The organism is Candidatus Tumulicola sp., from assembly GCA_035601835.1.
Classification (GTDB): Bacteria; Vulcanimicrobiota; Vulcanimicrobiia; order Eremiobacterales; family Eremiobacteraceae; genus DATNNM01.
Map to the genome: position 1 here is coordinate 55,950 of DATNNM010000015.1, position 17,964 is coordinate 73,913.

Here is a 17,964-nt window from a genome sequence, read left to right on the forward strand (position 1 = left end):
CAATGCTCGGCCAAAGTGCTAAGCAGCTTAGCAGTACGGCGCAAAAAAAAGAGCCGCGGATTATCACCTCACCAACCTTTGCGCGGAAGGCATCGGGCACGCGGCCGGGCCTGCCGCGGAGATCATGGGAGTTGCGAGCGCTGCGACAAAAAGTGCCGCCATCGCGGCCGCGATCAGAATTCGGGTCCGCTTACGATTTGGATGGATCGGCGCCGGCGCGTCCGCGAGCAACGCCTTAAGACGCTGAATCACGCCCGCGTTCTCGTCCGCAAAGCCCGGCGCTCCCGCAACCGCCCGCGCACCCTTTGCGAAACTTAGCAGCGCCCCGGCCAGATGCTCTGCCGAAGTCGACGCAAGCGCGAATTGGTCGGCGGCGAACTCGCGCGCGGACCGGTACATCGCGATGAATTCTGCCGACGGTAATGGCAACACGTCTGCCATAAAGGTGACGAACGTGGCCACGACTTGATCGCCACGGCGAGCATGCGCGCGTTCGTGGTGCAACGCCGCGCGAAGCTCTTCATCCGCTAGGACGGCAAGCGCTCCTGTCGAGACTAGTACGAGCGGCGGAGCAGATCTCGCAAGCGCACACACCGGCGTCGTCTCGTCGAACTCACGCGCCCCGAGTCCGCATGCGCTCGCAGCGAGCGCCAAGCGCGCTGACGGCCGTTGCGAGGCCGCGATAAGCAAACCAAGGTGTCGCGCGCGGCCGATCGCGCATCCCACTGCGCGAACTATGCAGGCCGCCAGGCCCACGGCAAAAAGACCGAAAACAAATTGCCCAACGGGATTTTCCAGACACGCCGTACCTAAGGCGCCTATTACCGCCTGCGCACTGATGACCAACAATGTGGCCCCCGGCAAACTTGCTGCCGCGGCGGCGAGCGACGCCTGCCAGGTAGGATCGTCTTTCATGCCTTGTATGTAAGGAAGCGAAAAGCGGCAAAGCAGCCAGGCGACGGGTGGGACGATGAGAGCCGCACAGAGCGATCCCAGCAGCGTGCCCGATCTCAAACAGTCATTGAAAAAGCTCGCCGTCTCATGCATGTGAACGGCGGCCCTTCTTGCGATTTGACAGCAGCGCTTCAAACTCGGCAACGGCGGCGGGATCCGCTGCAAGTTCCTCTGCCATGTGCGCCAGCAATGGGTTGCGGTATTCGCGCATGAGGCTGGTGACGACGCCGCTCACGAGCTCGTTCTCGAACTGGACGCGCGTCAGGCGGGGCTCGAATTGATTAGCGCGACCAGCAGAGCGCTTAGAGAGATACTTTTTGAAGGCCAGATTGGTGAGGATCGTCTTTACGGTCGAGTACGCAGCCGCATTGCCGCGCCGTTCGAGCGCCTCCACGATCTCTGATACGGTGGCCGGGCGGCCGACAGACCAAAGACACTCCATGACCTCTCCTTCGAGAGGGCCGAGCGTTGCGGCGGGTCCGGTACGGCCAAGCTTGAAGACCCTTAATGGCATGTGCTAAGCATCTTAGCAGATTAGCTATTTGCCGGTCAAGCCTGCCGGCGCTGTTTTCTTCCCGACGCTGGGCAGAATACGGGCGACGCCCTTTGGATAGGCCGAACGCACTTCGGATATCCACTGCCGCGACAGCACGGTGAGGTACTCGAAGTCCTCCCAGGGTGCGTCGCTTTCAACGGCATCGCGGCGGATTTTCACCAACGGTTCGAGGCCATCCCACGCCATCACCACGAGGTTGGCGTACTGCTCGAGAAAAATGCGCTTGTCGGTCAGTCCGTTTCTGATCATGTTTCCGATGTTCTCCAGGTTCCTTCCCACCGTTAGCGCATCCGCGTAGGGCACGTCAAACCGCTCCTCGCTGGCTTGTGCGGAGCTGAGGTGGAATTCTCGAACGAATTTGCGGAACTCCGGATCTTTGAGCAAGGTTGGAATTTCGAAACGCACACGGCCCATGGCGTCCCAGAAAGCAGTGTCGAGCAAGACCTGTCGCAGCGCGAGTTGGCCCGCGATTTGATTGCTGGCGCGCAGGTGCCTCAATTGAACTATCGCGGCGATCGCCGTCGCGGCGATGACGAGCGTGGTCGTGATCGTGGCAAGCGTGTTCAGCAGCTCCAGTGACATGAGACGCTCCCTAAAGCCTAGTGGTGCTTGAATTTGCCCTTGTCGAAATACCAGTCCGGGACAAAGCTCGGAAAGCCGAATTCGCTGAACGTGTATTCGTAGTGCGCGCTGTCCCCTAGCAGGCGAATGCCGACGTGCCCTTCGCCGTCGGCAACCATGTGTTTGATGACCCAATATCCGCTCGCGGGTTCGAATTCGGAGACGGCGTCGATCGAGCCGGTCATGGCGCCCTTTGCGCCGTGTGCCATTACGTGCGCTTTCCAAACCTCGAACGTCACCACGTCGACCCACAGGTCTTTCAGGGGATGCTGGACTTCATCGGTCAAGGCGTGCATCGTCAGGTGGAACACGGGACGTCCGTTATAGATCTCGAGGCCGGCGACTTGCACCGAGTAGTAGCGATCCCCGATGACGGGTTGGGTGATCAGCACCGGCGGGGGCGTTTGGCCGGACGCGAGCGGCACCGGGCTTTCTGCCGGCGGCGGCGGTAGGGGAGCGGGCGTCGCATACAAGATGATGTTGGCGACCGGTTCGATCGGGAACGGCCGGCCGAAGTACGTCTCGGCTCTGCCGAAATGGTCCTTGCTGAGATTTTGCATGAGGCCTTGGCCGTCGCCCCGATACCACACCCGGTAGTCGTACTCGAAGCGTTGCCCGTGGTGGTCGAAAAGCTCGTGCATTTGATACGTGACGAAGGCGGGAAACGGGTGCTGCCGCGTCGTCTGCTGGGCTTTGATGAGGATCTCGTCGGCGCTGAGTTGGATCGGCTGCGGCGTCGGGGTCGCGGTCGGCGAAGGGGACGGTGACGGAGATGGACTAGCGGCACCGAGGCTTGCTGCAAGGACGGCCAGGCTTGCGATGATGGCGGCGTAGGATCTCACGATATGATAACGATTCGTGTCTTGCCGGGGTTGCGCCCGCCGTGGAGAGAAATGTCGGATTGATGGAACGCTTCGAACCCACCGCCGAGCAGTTGCGGGTCATCGCTCACCGAGGCAGCCACGCGCTGGTCTTCGCCGGGCCGGGTACCGGTAAGACCGAAACGCTGGCGCGCAGATTCGCTTCGCTGGTCGCCGACGACCACCTCGATCCTTCCGCCATTTTGGTCTTGACGTTCTCGCGGCGCGCCGCCGATCAGATGCTCGAGCGCATCGTTCAGCGGCTGGAAGAGCGCAGGGGCGCCGGACTTGCGGTCAGCGAGCTGTTCGTCAACACGTTTCATAGTTTCTGCGCCCGCTTGCTCGACGGCGACGGCCCGCGTTTCCGCGAGCGCAATCTCTTGACGCCGGTCAAGGAACGGCTGCTCTTCAAGCGCGTAGCGGAACGTGTGCCGCTGCGGTCATTCGATGAGGAGGTCCGCACGAGCCCAACGTTCGCCACCGACGCGCTCAACCTGATCGCTCAGCTCAAAGGGCAGGGCATGAAGCCTGCGGACGTCGACGCGGCGGCCGGCTCCGACCCGAGGCTGCGCGACATCGCCACAATGTATCATGCGATGAACGAGGACCGCGCGCGACTCGAGCTGTCCGACTTCCGCGATCTCGTGGCCGATGCGCTCGATGCGCTTCGCTCGCCTGACACCCCGGCCGCGCGCTGGCTGCGTGACCGCGGCGGGTTTCGGCACATCCTCGTGGATGAATTCCAAGACAGCGACATCTTGCAGCTCGAATTGTTGAAGATGCTCGCAGGGCCGGAACCGCAGCGCGAGCATCCAAACCCAGAGATCTGTTTCGTCGGCGATTTCAACCAATCGATCTATCGTTTTCGAGGCGCTGCGCCGGAGAATATCAGCTCGGCACAACGGATTTTCGCGTGCCGGGAGTTGGAACTCAGCACCAATCGCAGGTCGGCGCAGGCTATCTTGGATGTCGCCAACGCCACGCCGCAACTCGATCCGAAGTCGTTGACCACGGCGGAGGACCAGGCGGTACAGGGAAGCGTCGCGCTGGCACGGCCGGCCGACCCGGGCGCGGAAGTCGAGCTGATCTGCAACGAGATCGCCGCGCGCATCCATGCTGGAATACCTGCGCGCGAGATCGCCGTGTTGTTACGTGTGACCGAACCGTATCAGAGCGACATCGTCGCGGGCCTGGATGCGCGCGGCATTCCGGTCGCGGCACGACCGATCGCCGGTTTTCTCGCCGACCCGGTCATCGGCGCCGTGCTGACGGCGATGCGCCTGCTCGCTCTCGACGAGCCGACTCCCGAGCAGAACGAGCGCGACCGCGAAGTCGAACACGCGCTGTGGACGCGGCTTCTGACCAATCCCGTCATCGGATTTCGCGCGGTCGGCGTGCGCATGGCATTCGATGCCGCGCGGCGCGACCATCTCTCCGGCGCGTTGCCTGCTCTGCACCGCTATCCGCCCGATGGCGTGCGGCCCTTCCGCCAGTTCGCCCGCGCGTGGGAACGCGTGGTCAAAGACGCGCGCGACGCCGACGCAGCGAGCGTGCTCTTGGTCATTGCGCGTGAACTCGATCTGCTGCGCCCCGTGCGCGAAGAGACCGCGCCGGCGGGGTTCGACCTGCGCGCGTCGCCCGCGCGCCTTGGCGCGCTCGCTGAGGCCGCGCGCGACATGGTGGCCACGGAGCGCGCGTTGAGCGGCAAGGTGGTGGAACCGGCGCGCCTTATCGCCGACATCGCCGAGCTTTCCGGTCTGGTTGCGGATCCGGCCGAAGCTCCGCCGGCCGACGCGGATGGCGTCCACGTCATGTCGATCCACGCGGCCAAAGGCCTCGAGTTTGACTGCGTGATCGTACCTCAGGCACTTGACGGCACGCTGCCGCAACGCGAGCGAGGCCACGCGCTCTTGCCGCACGCATCGGTTCAGGCGCTTCGCCGGCACGGGTCGGCGCTGTTCGCCGAGCCGAGCGAAGTGAATCGCGAGGAGTGCTCATTGTGGTACGTCGCGCTCACGCGCGCGCGCCGCGAGGTGCTCGTCACGGCGGCTGCCGCGGATCGCGATGACATCGAATTAGCGCTTTCGCCGTTCGCGTATGGGATTCCGATGTCAATTCCCGGGGCTAAAGCCCCGGCACTACATGAGGAGTCAGCAGGAGCTAAAGCTCCCGCTCCACAGATCACAGAACCAGAAGTTCAGCCGCGTCGGCCGGTGCGGCGGGCGATCGAGCGGCTCTCGCCGTCGATGGTCTCAACGTTCCTGATCTGCCCACGCCGCTTCTTCTACCACTACGTGTTGCGATTGAAGCCCGAAATGGACAAAGAGGTCACGCTGCTCGGCAAGCTGCTGCACCGCACGCTCGCGGCCTTCCATCTCGACGAGCGAAGCTTTGCGGCACGCGATGACTTTGGCGCGCTGCGAGCCGCGTGGCGGACGAAACTCATCGATTTGCTTGAGCGCGAGATGCGGGAGGCGGCCGTCGAGCTCCGCTTGCCGCTAGATGCCGGTTTTCTTCGTTACACCCGTGCGGCGGCTGAGCGGCATCTGGATGAGTACGCGGCGTGGCTCGAGCAAGAAGCGCGCAGCAGACCGTTCACGGTTCAGGCGACCGAGCTGGAGCTAGACGGCGCGATTGCGGGGGTCGCTTTCCACGGGTTGGCCGATCGTGTCGACCGCCTGGAGTCCGGCGGTTTGGTCATCCGAGATTTCAAGGCCAGTCGCCGGCACGGGTTTCTTGCGAAAACTTTGAGACAAGCGTTCGAGCGGCTCGATACCGGCGAGCCCCTGGCGGGCGATGTGCCGACTGGGCTCAATCTACAACTGCCGCTTTACATGGCGCTCGCCGAAGAGAAATATGGCGAGCGCGTGGTAAGAGTGCAGTACGTCTATTTCCGCGGGAAGAGCAAACAAGAGGGGGCCTTACTCGTCGATGATGTGCAGGTGCTCGACGACGCAGAACGGGGGGCCGGTCTTGAGCCCGAGCTGTTCCTGACTCGCGCCGAGATCGCGCAAGCCGTGGACGCCATCGCGGCAGCCATCGCGCGCGACCTTGCGGCCGGCAGGCTCGAAGCGTTTGCGACGGCTTCGGACGAGTCCACATGCCGGTGGTGTGATTTCAAGGATGCCTGCACCGGCGCGGGCACGGTCGCCTGAATGGTCGAGCAGCGATGGGCCGATGTCTCCGACGAACAGCAAGCCGTCGTCGAGCATCCTGTGAACCAGCCGGCGATCGTGGATGCCGGCGCCGGCACGGGTAAGACCCATACCATCATCCACCGCGTCGCATACCTGCACCAGAAGGATCGCTGCGAGGCGAAGAACGTCTTGCTCCTCACCTTCGCTCGCAAAGCCGCCGCGGAACTACGCCGGCGCGTGCTCGAGCTGCTAGGCCCCGCGATCGATCCGCCGCATTGCTCGACCTTTCACGCGTTTGCGGCATCGGTGCTGGCCGACCACGCCTACGATCTCGGCGTGTCGCCCGACAGCACCGTCATCGAGGACCTCGATGCACGGCTGGAGTTCCTCACCGCGTTCGATGAAGTGATCTACGGCGTGGAGGCCGACGCTTCGGCGTTTCCCTTGCGCTCCGCGATGCGCGAGCAATTCGTACGCGAGCTTTTCGACGTCGCCCAAGATCTCAAGGAAGAGGCCATCGATGTCGAGACCTTTAGGAGCCACGCCATTGCCGCGACCGACGCAATCCAGAAGATCCCTTTCCGCAGCATTCAAAAGCGCGGAAAAAAGGGCGCTCCCCTCAAGGCTGAAGGGACGACGACCGACGACGAATTAGCGCAGGAGGCGGAGGAAGCGCGCGCCCGAGTGATAGCCGCCGCCGCGGTCTTCGCGCGCTACTATGCGCGTTTGCAGCAGCGCCACGCGCTGACCTACGCCGATCTGCTGCTGCTGGCTCGCAAGGGCATCGCGGAAAACCCGCGACTTGCTCAGGAGCTGCGCGGTCGGTATAAGCACTGCATCGTGGACGAATACCAGGACACCGATCTTGCCCAGCATCGTTTCTTGCAAACACTGTTCGGCGCGGGCCTCGAGTGCGTCACGGTTGTCGGCGATCCGCGCCAAAGCATCTTCGGGTTCCGTGGGGCCGTTCCGGATAACGTCCGCACGTTCGCCGCTCTACCGGGATGCGTTCCATTCGCGCTATCGGAGAACCGCCGATCACGCCAGGAGATCCTGGACCTCGCGCACGAGATCATCGCCCCTCAGACGGGCGATGCTCAAGCGCTCCGAGCGAACCGCGGCGGCGCGGGTTCCCCGATCGTGCACGTCCGCAGCAGCTGGGAAAGCGCCACGAATCCGCGCCCCAACGCGGAAGCCAATCGCCGGGCGCAAGCACGCTTTGCGGCGTCGCAGATCGCTGCGCTGCTCGAAAGTGGACGGGTCGCGCCGCGAGAGATCGCCATGCTGACCCGCAACAAGACGAACGTCCAACCGTTCACCGCAGCGCTGCTCGAAGCCGGCGTGCCATTTCGGCTGCTGGGCGGCGCGGGCTTCTACGAGACCAACGAGATACGCGATGCGCTGGCGTGGCTGCGCGTGCTGAGCGACCCGCTCGATGGCAAGGCTCTCGCGCGTCTGACCGCTTCTGAGGCGTGCGGGCTTAGCGATGCGACGCTCGCCGAGTTGACGCAGGACCTGGGCAGCGACCAGACCGGCTTTGCGCGTAGGATCCTTGTCGATGCGCTCAGCGAGACGCTCGATGAAGACACGCGCGAGCGCCTGACGCGACTGCGACATACGGTGGACGCGATCGAACCATTTTCTGGAGCCGGACTCGATGAGGCGCTTGCCGCGGTACTCGAGCACTCCGGACTGGCGCGCCGGTACGAGGCCCTCGGCGATGAGCAGGCGGTCGCCAACCTGCGCAAACTCGAGCGCTTGGCGCTGAGCTTCCTGGAGCGCAACCGCGAGGCGCGGGCCAGCGACTTCGTGCGCTACATCAACGAACTTGCGGCGATTGAATTCGACGATCGCGAGGCCGACCCGCCGTCGGACAACGCGGTGAGCATCATGACCGTGCACGCGGCGAAAGGACTCGAATGGCCGTATGTGTTCGTCATCGACGTGTGGCCTGCGGGCAAACCGTCGAGTCTCATCTGGCGCGACCCAGGCTCAGGAGCGTTGCTGTGCGCGGAGGGCCAAGATGGGAGCCTGCCTTTTCATGTCTTCGCCGCGCGCGCGCATCCCGATGCGGACGGCTGCTACAACCCCGCCGAAGGCGCCGCAAAGTTAGCACGCGATGCCGAGGAGCGGCGCCTCTTCTACGTGGCGCTCACACGCGCCCGCGACGAGCTGTTCATTCTGGGCGGGCGCCTCCACTACACCGACACCAACCCTCGCGGCACGCCTCACCAGTTCATCCGTGAGGCCGAGGATTGGGTCGCAAACCGAGGCTGGCCCCCAGACGAACCGCTGCCGGCGGCTGCAACTCGCGCGAACCTGAAGGCATCACTTCCGAGCTTCGCTCGGAACTCTACATCCGAGTTTCGCTCGGAACTCTACACCCGAGCTGGTGCTCGGGTCGCTACAGCAACGGTTGCGCTGCCGCCGCTCTCCTTCTCCACGCTGCAGGCCTTCGAGCGCTGCCCGCGCAGCGTCACGTATCGCACGGTGCTGCGCTTGCCCGACTTGTCGCCGCCCTCTGAAGATGTTTCCGGGGCTAAAGCCCCGGCACTACAAGACGAGGCACTACAAGTTCCGGCAGAGCCGACCTCGCTGCTTGCCGCGGGCGAATTCGGGCGGCTCGTGCACCGCGCGTTGGAGCGTTGGGCGCGCGACCGTCTCCAAGCCGCGCCCGCCCGCCCTCCACAGGCCTATTTGGAGGAGGCGACGGCCGATCTGAATCTGCACGTCAAGGCCGCTGACCGCAAGCGAGCTTCGGGCGCGGTGCACGAAGCGATCGCGAAGTTGGACGGCTGGCGCGTGATCGCGGCGGAAGCACCTTTTACGCTGCAAGTCGGTGACGTCGTCGTCACGGGGTTCATCGACCTCATCGCCGCTGATCCTGCGGGGAATGTCACGATTCTCGACTACAAGACCGGCAAAGCCGCTTCGGCTGAGCTGCAGCTCGGCATCTATCGCGAGGCTGCGCATCGGGTCTATTCTGTGGACAGGGCTGCGTGCGCGATCGGACGTTTCGAAAAAGACACGTTTACAATCGAAACGGTCGATCCACTGGCGTTCGACGAGGTCGTCACCCGTATCCAGCACATCGCAGCCGGCATGCGCGCCGCCGACGTTACGCCGAAACCCGGTGATTGGTGTCGGAGTTGCGCTTATCGGGCCGCTCCCTGCGATGCTTACCTCAAGTAACCCCGGACTTGGTTTCAAGATAGGTGGCATACGCGCCGAGCCAGTGCGTGAGCTCGTAGCGATCAGAAGACAGGGCTTGTAACCCCGCTCTTCGGTGCGCTGCAGCGGCACTTTGCAATGCGACGATACGCGCGTCGTGCGGCGGCAATCCCGAGGCGATGCCTTCCAACATCCACGCGCGGCTGATATTCAAGCCGTCCAGGTGCGCCAATCGGCCGTCGGCGCGATCGGGCGTGCGCACCGGCGTCATCCGAAGTTGGGGCAAGAACTTTGTTAGCCAGTGAGCGAACGGCCTCGGTTGTACAATGCGGCGCATGAGATCGGCCTCGCCGAGCGCGGGTGAGAGAAAGTCTTCGCCGCCGAGATCATAGGCAAGCGGCGCGTTTCGATCTTTCGCATAGAAGCGCTTTGCGGTCTTTATTAGCAGCCGCTCGAAACGCCGATCGCCGCGCGTGCGCGCGTAGTCCAGCATCAGTCCCATGCTGAACGCGGTCTGGTTGTGCGTTCCTGTGCGCATTGGGTGCGGCAGCTTCTTCAGCCAGACGGTCAGGTTCTTGACCGCTAGGCGCTCGAGTGGGCGTAATGCCGAGGACCATTTTCCGAGCTTCGCTCGGAACGCCACATCCGAGGTGTGGAGCTCGGCGGCGAGTTGGAGGAGCCATGCCAGGCCGTACGGGCGCTCGAAGCCGGGATGCGCCGCGACATAGCGCGCCTCCGCGGCGGTGCTCCCAGCCGCAAAGCTCTTGGAAAGCTCGCGCACGACGCGCGGAACGAACCGCGCCGTGGGAAAAAGCCGCGTCAGACGCACGAGCGACCAGTGCGTCTCGACGGACGAGTGCCAATCGAAGCAGCCGTAGAACGACGGGTGCAGATCGCGTTGCGAACGCCGGCTTTCACGTTTCGAACCGGCGACGTGCAAGATCGCGGCCGGAAACTCGCGTCTGATGTTGCGAAGCGCCAAAGCCGCAAGTTTCGTGGCGGTAGCCTGCGTCATGCTTAAAAACCTTACGGTTTGATCAGGAGCTCCCGCCGGTTTTTGTTGCTCAACTTCAAGGAAGTGCTGGCGCCTTCCGCCAGTATCTGCACGTAGGTCGGGTCAGATTCGCCGCCGAGAACCAGTGCCGCCCCTCGCTCCGTGGCAGCGAGCTTTACGTCGGGTCGGCCTTTTGAAATGATCAGCCGAAGGAGCACCGTCTCTGGATATCCGGTCGTGCCGTCGGGCATCTTCACGGCGGGATCTGCCGGCAGAACCGAGATGCTTGCGCGCACCCGCCCGCGGCCATCTACGATTTCAAGCGCGCGCCCACGCAGCACCGGTGCCACGTCTTGCGCAACGCCCGGACGCGGCTGAGCCAAGAAGAACATTAGCAGGATCATATTGACCAAGGTGAGGGCGATGAGAAGTCGTTGAGTCTTCATACGCTCCCCCGGGGCTAAAGCCCCGGCACTACATCCGAGCTACAATTACGTCCGAGCTTCGTAAATGTCTGCGCGGGTGGGCGGGAGATGCGAGCGGCCATCGGCGCTGCGTTTTGCGAGCAGCATCTGCACGAGGCCCAGACGGCCAGTCGCGAAGTTATGCGCCGAGCCCGACATGTAAAAGCGCCACGTGTTGTAGGTCGCGTCGCCGACCAATGCGCGGGCCTCGGACTCGTGCGCCTCCAGTCGCCGCACCCATTGGCGCAGCGTGCTCGCGTAGTGCTCGCGCAAGTTCTCGACGTCACGCACTTCAAAGCCCACGTCCTCGGCGGCTTCCGTCTCCTTGGCCAGACGCGGTATTTCGCCGTCGGGGAACACGTACTGTTCGATGAAGTTCGAGCGCTCGGGGAAAAAGCGCCCTGCGAGCGCGCGCAGCCCCGTGGGCTTCTCACGCTGCACCGTGATGCCGTGGTTGAGGAACAAGCCGCCCGGGCGCAGCGCGTCCAAGACGGAACGAAAATAAATCGGCAGCAGCGCTTCGCCCACGTGCTCGACCATGCCGACGCTGGCCGCCTTGTCGAACGCACCGAGCGCTTTGAGTTCGCGGTAGTCGAGCAATTCGATCGTGCACGCGCCCGCGAGGCCCTCCGCCGCGATGCGCTCGCGCGCGTAGTCCACCTGTCTCTGACTCAAAGTGATGCCGACGGCACGCGCGCCGTACTCACGAGCGGCGAAGCGGACGAGTCCGCCCCAGCCGCAGCCGACGTCAAGCAGCCGTTCGCCGCGCTGCAGGCGCAGCTTGCGGCAGATGTGCTCGAACTTGTGCTGCTGCGCGTCGTCGAGCGAATCGCCTTCATCGCGGAAATACGCGCACGAATAGGTCAGATCGCGATCGAGCCACAGCCGGTAGAAGTCGTTTGAGACGTCATAGTGATATGCGATCGCGGCGCGATCGCGCGCCAGCGTGTGCAGACGGCCGCGCAAACGCGCTGGCCCGCGACCCCCTGGTGAAGGCGTCGTTTCAGGAGAGCGGGGTAAGCGCGCGGACAGAGCTACGATTGCGAGCCAGTCGGTGGGAGAGCGTTCGGCGGCGACGGCGTCGATGGCTGCAAAAGCTCGCTCGGCGTCGCCGAGCACCGCGATGTCGCCGCGCACGAGCGCTTCGCCGGTCGCGAGATCCGACGAGCGGATCAGCAGTGCCCGCAGAACGCCCGGATGCCGGATGACGATCGTCGCGCTTGGCCGGTCAGCCGGCTCGTACAATCTCGTCCCGTCGCCCAGTTCGAGCGCGACGTCGGCGGCGGTATCTCTGAAGAGGCGCTGCACGACGTCGCGTGCGGTCTTCGCCGCGCCGGTTTGTGGTATGGGTCGGGCGTCCAGGCTTGTGGTCACGTCTTGCATCGGAGGCCCGACCTTTTAGTCTACGGTTCCGTTTGAACCTGCGAGCGCGGCATGGCGAGACGCTCTTGCATGGCTTGGGTGGGCAGCTTGACGTCGCGAACGAGCCGCACGAGCTTCAGCAATTTGATCGAGATCCATGTCGGATCGAACTCGAACCAGCGCAGGCCATGGCGCGCCGAGGATGGGAACGCGTGGTGGTTGTTGTGCCAGCCTTCGCCCCACGTCAGCAGCGCCACCCACCAGCAGTTGGTGGAGAGGTCGGTCGTTCGATACGTGCGGTAACCAAAGCGGTGTGCGGCGCTATTGACGAACCAGGTGATGTGATACACGAAGACGGTGCGCACGAAGAGGCCCCACACGACCCAGCCGATGCCGCCTACGGCGAACAGCACTAAGCCGAGCGCCACTTGGATCCATAGATAGTAGCGCTGCAGGAAGCGATAGTAGGGCTGTGCCCATAGGTCGGCGGCGTAGCGGCGCATCTCATCTTCGTTCGGCCGCGCGTCGTTCTTGCGATACAGCCAATCGATGTGCGACCACCATAGGCCGCGATGCGCGTCGTGCGGATCGCCTTCGGCATCGGCGTGGGCATGGTGGAGACGATGGGTGGCGACCCATTCAATGGGACCGCCCTGCAGCGCGAGCGTTCCGAACAGCGCCGTGAGGTATTCGAAGGGCCTGGGAAGGACCACGCTGCGATGCGTGAGCGTGCGGTGGAAACAGAGCGCGATGCCCATGGCTCCCGTGAACCACCAGAGCGCGATCGCGACGCCGAGGGCGCTCCACGAAAAGAATGCGGGAATCAGCGCCGCGAGAGCGCCAACGTGCAAGACGCCGAGTGCCAGCCCCACCGGCCACTGGAACTTTTTACGATTCATGGAACCACAAATATTCTAGGCGAGATTGTGCCACGCCACGTCCTTCATTACTGTCTACCCAGAGTGCTCGCTAACTATGCCGTGACGAGGCTCAATGGGTTTGCGGGACAGGTTAGCTGCGGACCTTGCCGGTGGTAGCGGCTCCGCGTTCGAGCGCCGCGACCTCTTCCGGGGTCGCCTTTTGGCCGCGATCGCGCGGCGAATCCACGATACACATGAAGCCGAACGGCTCGGGGCCGTCGTTCACGAACTGATGCAGGGTCATCGGGGCTACGTAGACGTGATCCAGATGGCGCAATGGATGGACATCGCTTCCGACCACCGCGTATCCCCGCCCGCGCACCACGGTCACCGAGTGGATGTGCTCATGCCGTTCGAGGCGCGTGTAGCCGCCGGGCTCGACCTCGAAATAGCGCACGACGAAGTTGCACGGCTCGCCGCGATCGCCCGAGATGACGTGCTTCGTCACGCCGCGGAAGCCGTCGCCTTCTGACTTGTTGTCAGCCTTGTAACCTTTCGGTTCGATGCCTTCCCAAGTATGGTCGGCCGGCTTGAATTCGTGTTTCATGTTTTGTTGGGGTACACGATGACTTTGAGCGCGTCCTGTGCCGCCGCCACCATGCGGTAGGCCTCGGCGACGGAGTCCAACCCGAATCGATGCGTGACCAGGGGTCCGACGGACAGGCCGTTGGCGAGCAAGTCGAGCGCTTCGCGCGTGTCGTTGGGCCCAGCCGAGTAGCTTGTCACGACGCTGACGTCTTTGAAATAGAAATCGTGCACCCGAAGGGGCCAGCGCTCGTGCGACTGCGTCGGCCCGAAGATCACGATCGTGCCGCCGGGCGCCACGCAGTGCGCCGCCGACTCAAGCGCGCTGACCGAACCGGGTCCGACGATCACGACGTCTGCTCCCTCGCCGCCGGTCGCCTCCGCGATCTGACGCGGCAGCGGTTCGTGCTGGACATCGAACGCGACATGCGCGCCGAAGTCTTTGGCGCGGGTGACTCGGGAGGCGACCCGGTCCGCGCCGATCACAAGCTGTGCGCCGCGTTCGCGCGCGAGCGCGATATGCAGCATTCCCATAACGCCCAGGCCTATGACGAGAACGCGGTCGCCTTCGCGCAAGCGCGCGCGCCGTAGCGACTTCACCACGGTTGCGAGGGGTTCGACCAGGGTTGCCCGATCGTCGTCTACTTCCGGGGGTATGCGCAGCACGTCCACGCGCACGCTTGGCGCGGGCACGATCGCATACTGCGACATGCCGCCGGGCTCCAGCCGCGTTTTGCGCCAGGTCTCGCACTGCACGTAGTCGCCGCGTTCGCAGCGCCGGCAAGTCATGCACGGCGCGTGGTGGTGGATGAAGACGCGCTCGCCCGGCTCGAACGGCTTGCCGTCCGCCGGCGCAGCTCCTTCGCCGCACGCTTCGATGACGGCGACGGGCTCGTGGCCGAGCACGAATGGCGCCTTGCGATCGTTGTACCACGGCGTCACTTCGCCGGGGCAAAGGCCGCACGCGGTGACGCGCACCAGCAGTTCTCCAGGCTGGGGCGCCGGTAGCGGGACTTCTTTCACCGAAACGTCGCCGCCGCGTTCGTAGACGGCGGCTCGAGTTGAGGTTGGCATGCTGTTGACTTTCATTTTCGACGCGCCGGACTAAAGTCCGGCATGCCACATCCGAGCTTCGCTCGGAACGCTACATTTTCCGGGGCTAAAGCCCCGGCACTACAACACGGACCTAAAGCTCCGTGGCTACGTTTTATGCACGGACCTAAAGGTCCGTGGCTACATATAATCGTGGCTACGATGGTCATGTCCATTCGGCGGGGGCGGGTTCGGGGATCAGCGCGTACTTGTAACCCTCGCGCCGATCGAGGCGCTCGAAGATATCCTTCAGATTGCCGAGCGGCGCGATGCCCGAGACGAGCGCGCGCAGTTCTAGCGAGCCGGCGACGAGCAGGTCGCGCGCCTCGCGCACGTCATCCGGCGTGAAATGGAACGCTCCGAGCATGGTGAGCTCGTCATAATGGAAGCGCGTGGCGTCGATCGACACTTCCGAGCCGGACGGCAGGCCGCCGAAGAGCAAAACCCGGCCGCCCGGGCGCACGATCGAGATCGCCTCGCGCCAGGCCTCGGCGGAGCCCGCGCACTCGATCACGGCGGCGAATTGCTGCGTCAGCAACCCCGACATCTTGGCCGACTCGCGCGCGTCGATCGTCTCGTGCGCGCCGAGCCGTGCCGCAAGCGCCAGCCGATCGCCTCGGCGCGCGATCACCGTGGTGCGGACGCGCGCGTGCACGGCGTAGAGCAAGTGCATCATGCCGATGGCGCCGGCTCCGATGATGGCGAGGTTGTGCGGCATCGGGCGTTCGGCGTTGGCGCGGCGCAGCACGCGCCAGCCGTGCACGATGCACGCCAGCGGCTCCAAGAACGCAGCTTCGATGTAACTGACGCCGACCGGTTTGCGAAAGACGTTGCGCCGCACGATATGCGGCGGCAGCATCATCATGTCGGCGTACGCTCCGAGCGCCGCGCTTTCCCACAAGCGCTCGCATAAGTTCTCGTACCCCGAGACGCAGCGCTGACACTCACCGCACGGCGCGGTCTGCACCCACATCACCGCGTCGCCGGGTTTGAAGTCCCTCACGTTGGGGCCCACGGCGATGACGTCGCCCGAAGCTTCGTGCCCGAACGGTCCGTACTTCATCTTCGGATGACCGCGCCGGTATGTCTTAAGATCGGTGCCGCAGGTGAGCGCCGCGCGTATGCGCACGAGGATCTCGCCCGACTGCGGATGCGGCGTGGGGGACTCGCGCCATTCGATGGTGCTCGGCGACGAGAGTTGCGCTTGACGCATGCGTGCCCTGAGGTTCTGGCTTCTTACGCGATCACGCGCACGCCTGCGGCGCGCTCGTACTGTTCCGCGACCACGCTGTAATCGAGTTTGCCGAAGCCTTCCGTCGAAGCGCCGTCGTACAGCTGCGCGGCAAGCGTTGAGGCGAGCATCGGGACCTGCATGTGTTTGCCGGCATCCAGCGCGGCGTGCAGATCCTTGCGCAGCAGATCCAGTGCGAAGCCGCCTTCGTGGCTTCCTTTGAACCACGTGTTGGGCAGCCACTTGTCGAGCAGGTAGTTCGAGCCGGTCGCCGTCGCGATGACTTTTCGCACGAGATCGATGTCGGCGCCGGATTTCTTGGCGAAGACCAGCGCCTCGACGTTGGCGAGCATGACGATCGAAATGATGATCTGATTGACGAGCTTGAAGGTCTCGCCCATCCCGTCTGGGCCGACCAGCGTCGGCTTGCCCATCGCCTGCAAGATCGGCTCGCACGCAGCGAACGTCTCCGGATCACCGCCCGCCATGATGGTGAGTTCACCGGTGGCGGCGCGCGCGGGTCCGCCCGAAACGGGCGCGTCGAGCATCTTGATGCCCTTTGCGGATAGGCGCGTGTGGAAATCACGCGAAGCCACGGGCGATATCGTGGACATGTCGATGACGTAGCCGCCCTTTTTCATGCCCGCCGCGACCCCGCGCGGCGCGAACAGCGCTTCTTCTACCTGCGGCGCGTCGGGGACCATGGTGATCACCGCGTCGCTGGCCTGCGCCACGGCAGCCGGATCGGGCGCTTCGGTCGCGCCTTGCGCGAGCAGCCGCTCGAGCCGCTCGCGAGACTTATGGGCGCACGCGCGCAACGTGAAGCCTGCGCGCATGAGCGATGCGCCCATCGGCTCGCCCATCGCGCCGACGCCGATCAGACCGATGTTTTTCATCTAACACTAATCGGCGGTCGAGCGGGCAAGGTCCTGGGTCTTTGCGCGTTTTCGGCGCGCTTTGGGCACTTTCCGCAAATCCTCATGCTTTGATGCTAAAGTGGAACAGGCGCAAACCCGTATGATGATGGAGACGACATTCGAATGATTCGCACAATCGCTTTGACTCTTGGAGCCCTGACCGCGGCGGCGGCGCTTGCCGCGCCGGCGGTCGCATCGGCTCAAGTCGCAATTCCGCTGACGACGTACACCACGAGCTTGACGCAGGTCGGCCCGCTTGCGTCTCCCGGCGCGTACACCGGAAAGTTGACGTTCACGGTATCGCCGGACGGTATCGTGCAGGGATGGTACGTGCCCGATGACGAGTCGACATATGTGCCGGTGAGCGGCGGCGAGAAAGACGGCAAACTGTGGCTCAACATCGGCGATCGCGGCAGCCTGCAGATCACGGCCGACGTGCTCGCTGACGGGAGTCTCTCGGGGTCCGGATTTGAGACCGCCGCAGCGCCGTCGAGCTACGACGCGCTTGATATTCCCACGACGTTTAGTTTTACGGCGACGCTGACGAAGGGTTAAGCGCCGTGGCGGCCGCGGCGGAGGGCGATCGTGATGCTGCTCGGCAGCGCGTAGAACACCGCGACGGCGGCGAAGAGGCCGATGCTCACGAGCGGGTTGTACCAACCGAGCGCGATCGCCGCGAGGTAACTCAGCAGACCGACCGTGGTCCACGGGTTCCATTGCGTCAGATAGCCGATGATGGCGGGCACGTCTGGGGGCGGATCCGCCGCGAAGAATAGGGCGCGATACGCAAGCGCGATCACCGTGAGCACGATTCCGTAGAACAAGATCGTGATCGGCGTCGGTCCGTAGTGCGCGAGCACCAACGTCGGGTACGGCAAGAACGAGATCGCCATCAGCAGCAAGAGATTGCTCATCAACAGCGCGTACGAAACTTTTTCGATGTTCTGGAAGATCGCGTGATGGTTGAGCCACATGATGCCGATCATCGCGAAGCTCACCGCGTAGACGAGGTATTGCGGCCATTGCGCCAGGAGCGCGGCCGCTAGGGCGCTGTCGCCCGTACCTTTAAGGTCGGGCACGCGCAGCTCGAGCACGAGCAGCGTGATCGCGATCGCGAAGACGCCGTCACTGAACGCTTCAAGCCTGCCTTTATTCACTTG

Annotated in this window: 16 protein-coding genes; 3 read left to right on the plus strand and 13 right to left on the minus strand. The window is 64.1% G+C overall.

Going from position 1 to position 17,964, the window contains the following annotated elements:
* Positions 1 to 63 precede the first annotated feature (63 nt).
* The 4 genes from VN934_10010 to VN934_10025 all read right to left on the minus strand — a co-directional run bounded on the left by VN934_10010 (position 64) and on the right by VN934_10025 (position 2,973).
* Positions 64 to 690 carry a M56 family metallopeptidase gene (locus VN934_10010; protein ID HXM19121.1) on the minus strand — a complete coding sequence of 209 codons (627 nt, stop codon included), beginning with the start codon at positions 688 to 690 and terminating at the stop codon, positions 64 to 66.
* Between the two features lie 349 nt (positions 691 to 1,039).
* Complete coding sequence (locus VN934_10015) at positions 1,040 to 1,468, minus strand: BlaI/MecI/CopY family transcriptional regulator (protein HXM19122.1); 429 nt, start codon at positions 1,466 to 1,468, stop codon at positions 1,040 to 1,042.
* A 24-nt stretch (positions 1,469 to 1,492) separates the two neighbouring features.
* Positions 1,493 to 2,092, minus strand: a complete 600-nt coding sequence (locus VN934_10020) for a hypothetical protein (GenBank protein ID HXM19123.1) — start codon at positions 2,090 to 2,092, stop codon at positions 1,493 to 1,495.
* 17 nt (positions 2,093 to 2,109) lie between these two features.
* Positions 2,110 to 2,973, minus strand: coding sequence for a hypothetical protein (locus VN934_10025; protein HXM19124.1), 864 nt, complete (start codon positions 2,971 to 2,973; stop codon positions 2,110 to 2,112).
* A gap of 62 nt (positions 2,974 to 3,035) precedes the next feature.
* Between VN934_10025 and VN934_10030 the strand changes: the two genes are divergently transcribed.
* Both VN934_10030 and VN934_10035 read left to right on the plus strand, forming a co-directional pair.
* On the plus strand, positions 3,036 to 6,146 hold the full coding sequence (locus VN934_10030) for an ATP-dependent DNA helicase (protein ID HXM19125.1): 3,111 nt from the start codon (positions 3,036 to 3,038) through the stop codon (positions 6,144 to 6,146).
* Entirely contained in the window at positions 6,147 to 9,320 is a 3,174-nt protein-coding gene (locus tag VN934_10035) for an ATP-dependent DNA helicase (GenBank protein ID HXM19126.1), read from the plus strand.
* On the opposite strand, the gene VN934_10040 is transcribed toward VN934_10035, so the two are convergent.
* From VN934_10040 to VN934_10075, 8 genes are all read right to left on the minus strand, one after another.
* A complete protein-coding gene (locus VN934_10040) occupies positions 9,313 to 10,314 on the minus strand; it encodes a DUF2891 domain-containing protein (GenBank protein ID HXM19127.1) in 1,002 nt (333 codons plus the stop codon). The genes VN934_10035 and VN934_10040 overlap by 8 nt on opposite strands.
* 11 nt (positions 10,315 to 10,325) lie before the next feature.
* Positions 10,326 to 10,739 carry a hypothetical protein gene (locus tag VN934_10045; GenBank protein ID HXM19128.1) on the minus strand — a complete coding sequence of 138 codons (414 nt, stop codon included), beginning with the start codon at positions 10,737 to 10,739 and terminating at the stop codon, positions 10,326 to 10,328.
* A 45-nt stretch (positions 10,740 to 10,784) separates the two neighbouring features.
* Complete coding sequence (locus tag VN934_10050) at positions 10,785 to 12,131, minus strand: cyclopropane-fatty-acyl-phospholipid synthase family protein (protein HXM19129.1); 1,347 nt, start codon at positions 12,129 to 12,131, stop codon at positions 10,785 to 10,787.
* 29 nt (positions 12,132 to 12,160) lie between these two features.
* Positions 12,161 to 13,018, minus strand: coding sequence for a fatty acid desaturase (locus tag VN934_10055; protein ID HXM19130.1), 858 nt, complete (start codon positions 13,016 to 13,018; stop codon positions 12,161 to 12,163).
* 112 nt (positions 13,019 to 13,130) lie between these two features.
* Positions 13,131 to 13,586: a cupin domain-containing protein gene (locus VN934_10060; GenBank protein ID HXM19131.1), complete on the minus strand. Its 456-nt coding sequence runs from the start codon at positions 13,584 to 13,586 to the stop codon at positions 13,131 to 13,133.
* Positions 13,583 to 14,638 (minus strand): zinc-binding dehydrogenase, encoded by a 1,056-nt coding sequence (locus tag VN934_10065; GenBank protein HXM19132.1) that lies wholly within the window; start codon positions 14,636 to 14,638, stop codon positions 13,583 to 13,585. Before VN934_10065 ends, VN934_10060 begins: the two co-directional genes overlap by 4 nt.
* A 184-nt stretch (positions 14,639 to 14,822) precedes the next feature.
* Positions 14,823 to 15,869, minus strand: coding sequence for an alcohol dehydrogenase catalytic domain-containing protein (locus VN934_10070; GenBank protein ID HXM19133.1), 1,047 nt, complete (start codon positions 15,867 to 15,869; stop codon positions 14,823 to 14,825).
* A 23-nt stretch (positions 15,870 to 15,892) separates the two neighbouring features.
* Entirely contained in the window at positions 15,893 to 16,783 is an 891-nt protein-coding gene (locus tag VN934_10075) for an NAD(P)-dependent oxidoreductase (protein ID HXM19134.1), read from the minus strand.
* Positions 16,784 to 16,927: 144 nt separating this feature from the next.
* On the opposite strand from VN934_10075, the gene VN934_10080 reads away from it, so the two are divergent.
* On the plus strand, positions 16,928 to 17,359 hold the full coding sequence (locus tag VN934_10080) for a hypothetical protein (protein ID HXM19135.1): 432 nt from the start codon (positions 16,928 to 16,930) through the stop codon (positions 17,357 to 17,359).
* Here the strand turns inward: VN934_10080 and VN934_10085 are convergent.
* Positions 17,356 to 17,961 (minus strand): TMEM175 family protein, encoded by a 606-nt coding sequence (locus VN934_10085; GenBank protein HXM19136.1) that lies wholly within the window; start codon positions 17,959 to 17,961, stop codon positions 17,356 to 17,358. The two genes, VN934_10080 and VN934_10085, sit on opposite strands and share 4 nt — an antisense overlap.
* Positions 17,962 to 17,964 lie beyond the last annotated feature (3 nt).

What these genes read in the sequence shown, in the direction of transcription:
- VN934_10015 (HXM19122.1), bottom strand. Translation starts at nt 1,468, where the DNA reads ATGCCATTAAGGGTCTTCAAGCTTGGCCGTACCGGACCCGCCGCAACG.
- VN934_10020 (HXM19123.1), bottom strand. Translation starts at nt 2,092, where the DNA reads ATGTCACTGGAGCTGCTGAACACGCTTGCCACGATCACGACCACGCTC.
- VN934_10030 (HXM19125.1), top strand. Translation starts at nt 3,036, where the DNA reads ATGGAACGCTTCGAACCCACCGCCGAGCAGTTGCGGGTCATCGCTCAC.
- VN934_10035 (HXM19126.1), top strand. Translation starts at nt 6,147, where the DNA reads ATGGTCGAGCAGCGATGGGCCGATGTCTCCGACGAACAGCAAGCCGTC.
- VN934_10040 (HXM19127.1), bottom strand. Translation starts at nt 10,314, where the DNA reads ATGACGCAGGCTACCGCCACGAAACTTGCGGCTTTGGCGCTTCGCAAC.
- VN934_10045 (HXM19128.1), bottom strand. Translation starts at nt 10,739, where the DNA reads ATGAAGACTCAACGACTTCTCATCGCCCTCACCTTGGTCAATATGATC.
- VN934_10055 (HXM19130.1), bottom strand. Translation starts at nt 13,018, where the DNA reads ATGAATCGTAAAAAGTTCCAGTGGCCGGTGGGGCTGGCACTCGGCGTC.
- VN934_10060 (HXM19131.1), bottom strand. Translation starts at nt 13,586, where the DNA reads ATGAAACACGAATTCAAGCCGGCCGACCATACTTGGGAAGGCATCGAA.
- VN934_10065 (HXM19132.1), bottom strand. Translation starts at nt 14,638, where the DNA reads ATGCCAACCTCAACTCGAGCCGCCGTCTACGAACGCGGCGGCGACGTT.
- VN934_10070 (HXM19133.1), bottom strand. Translation starts at nt 15,869, where the DNA reads ATGCGTCAAGCGCAACTCTCGTCGCCGAGCACCATCGAATGGCGCGAG.
- VN934_10075 (HXM19134.1), bottom strand. Translation starts at nt 16,783, where the DNA reads ATGAAAAACATCGGTCTGATCGGCGTCGGCGCGATGGGCGAGCCGATG.
- VN934_10080 (HXM19135.1), top strand. Translation starts at nt 16,928, where the DNA reads ATGATTCGCACAATCGCTTTGACTCTTGGAGCCCTGACCGCGGCGGCG.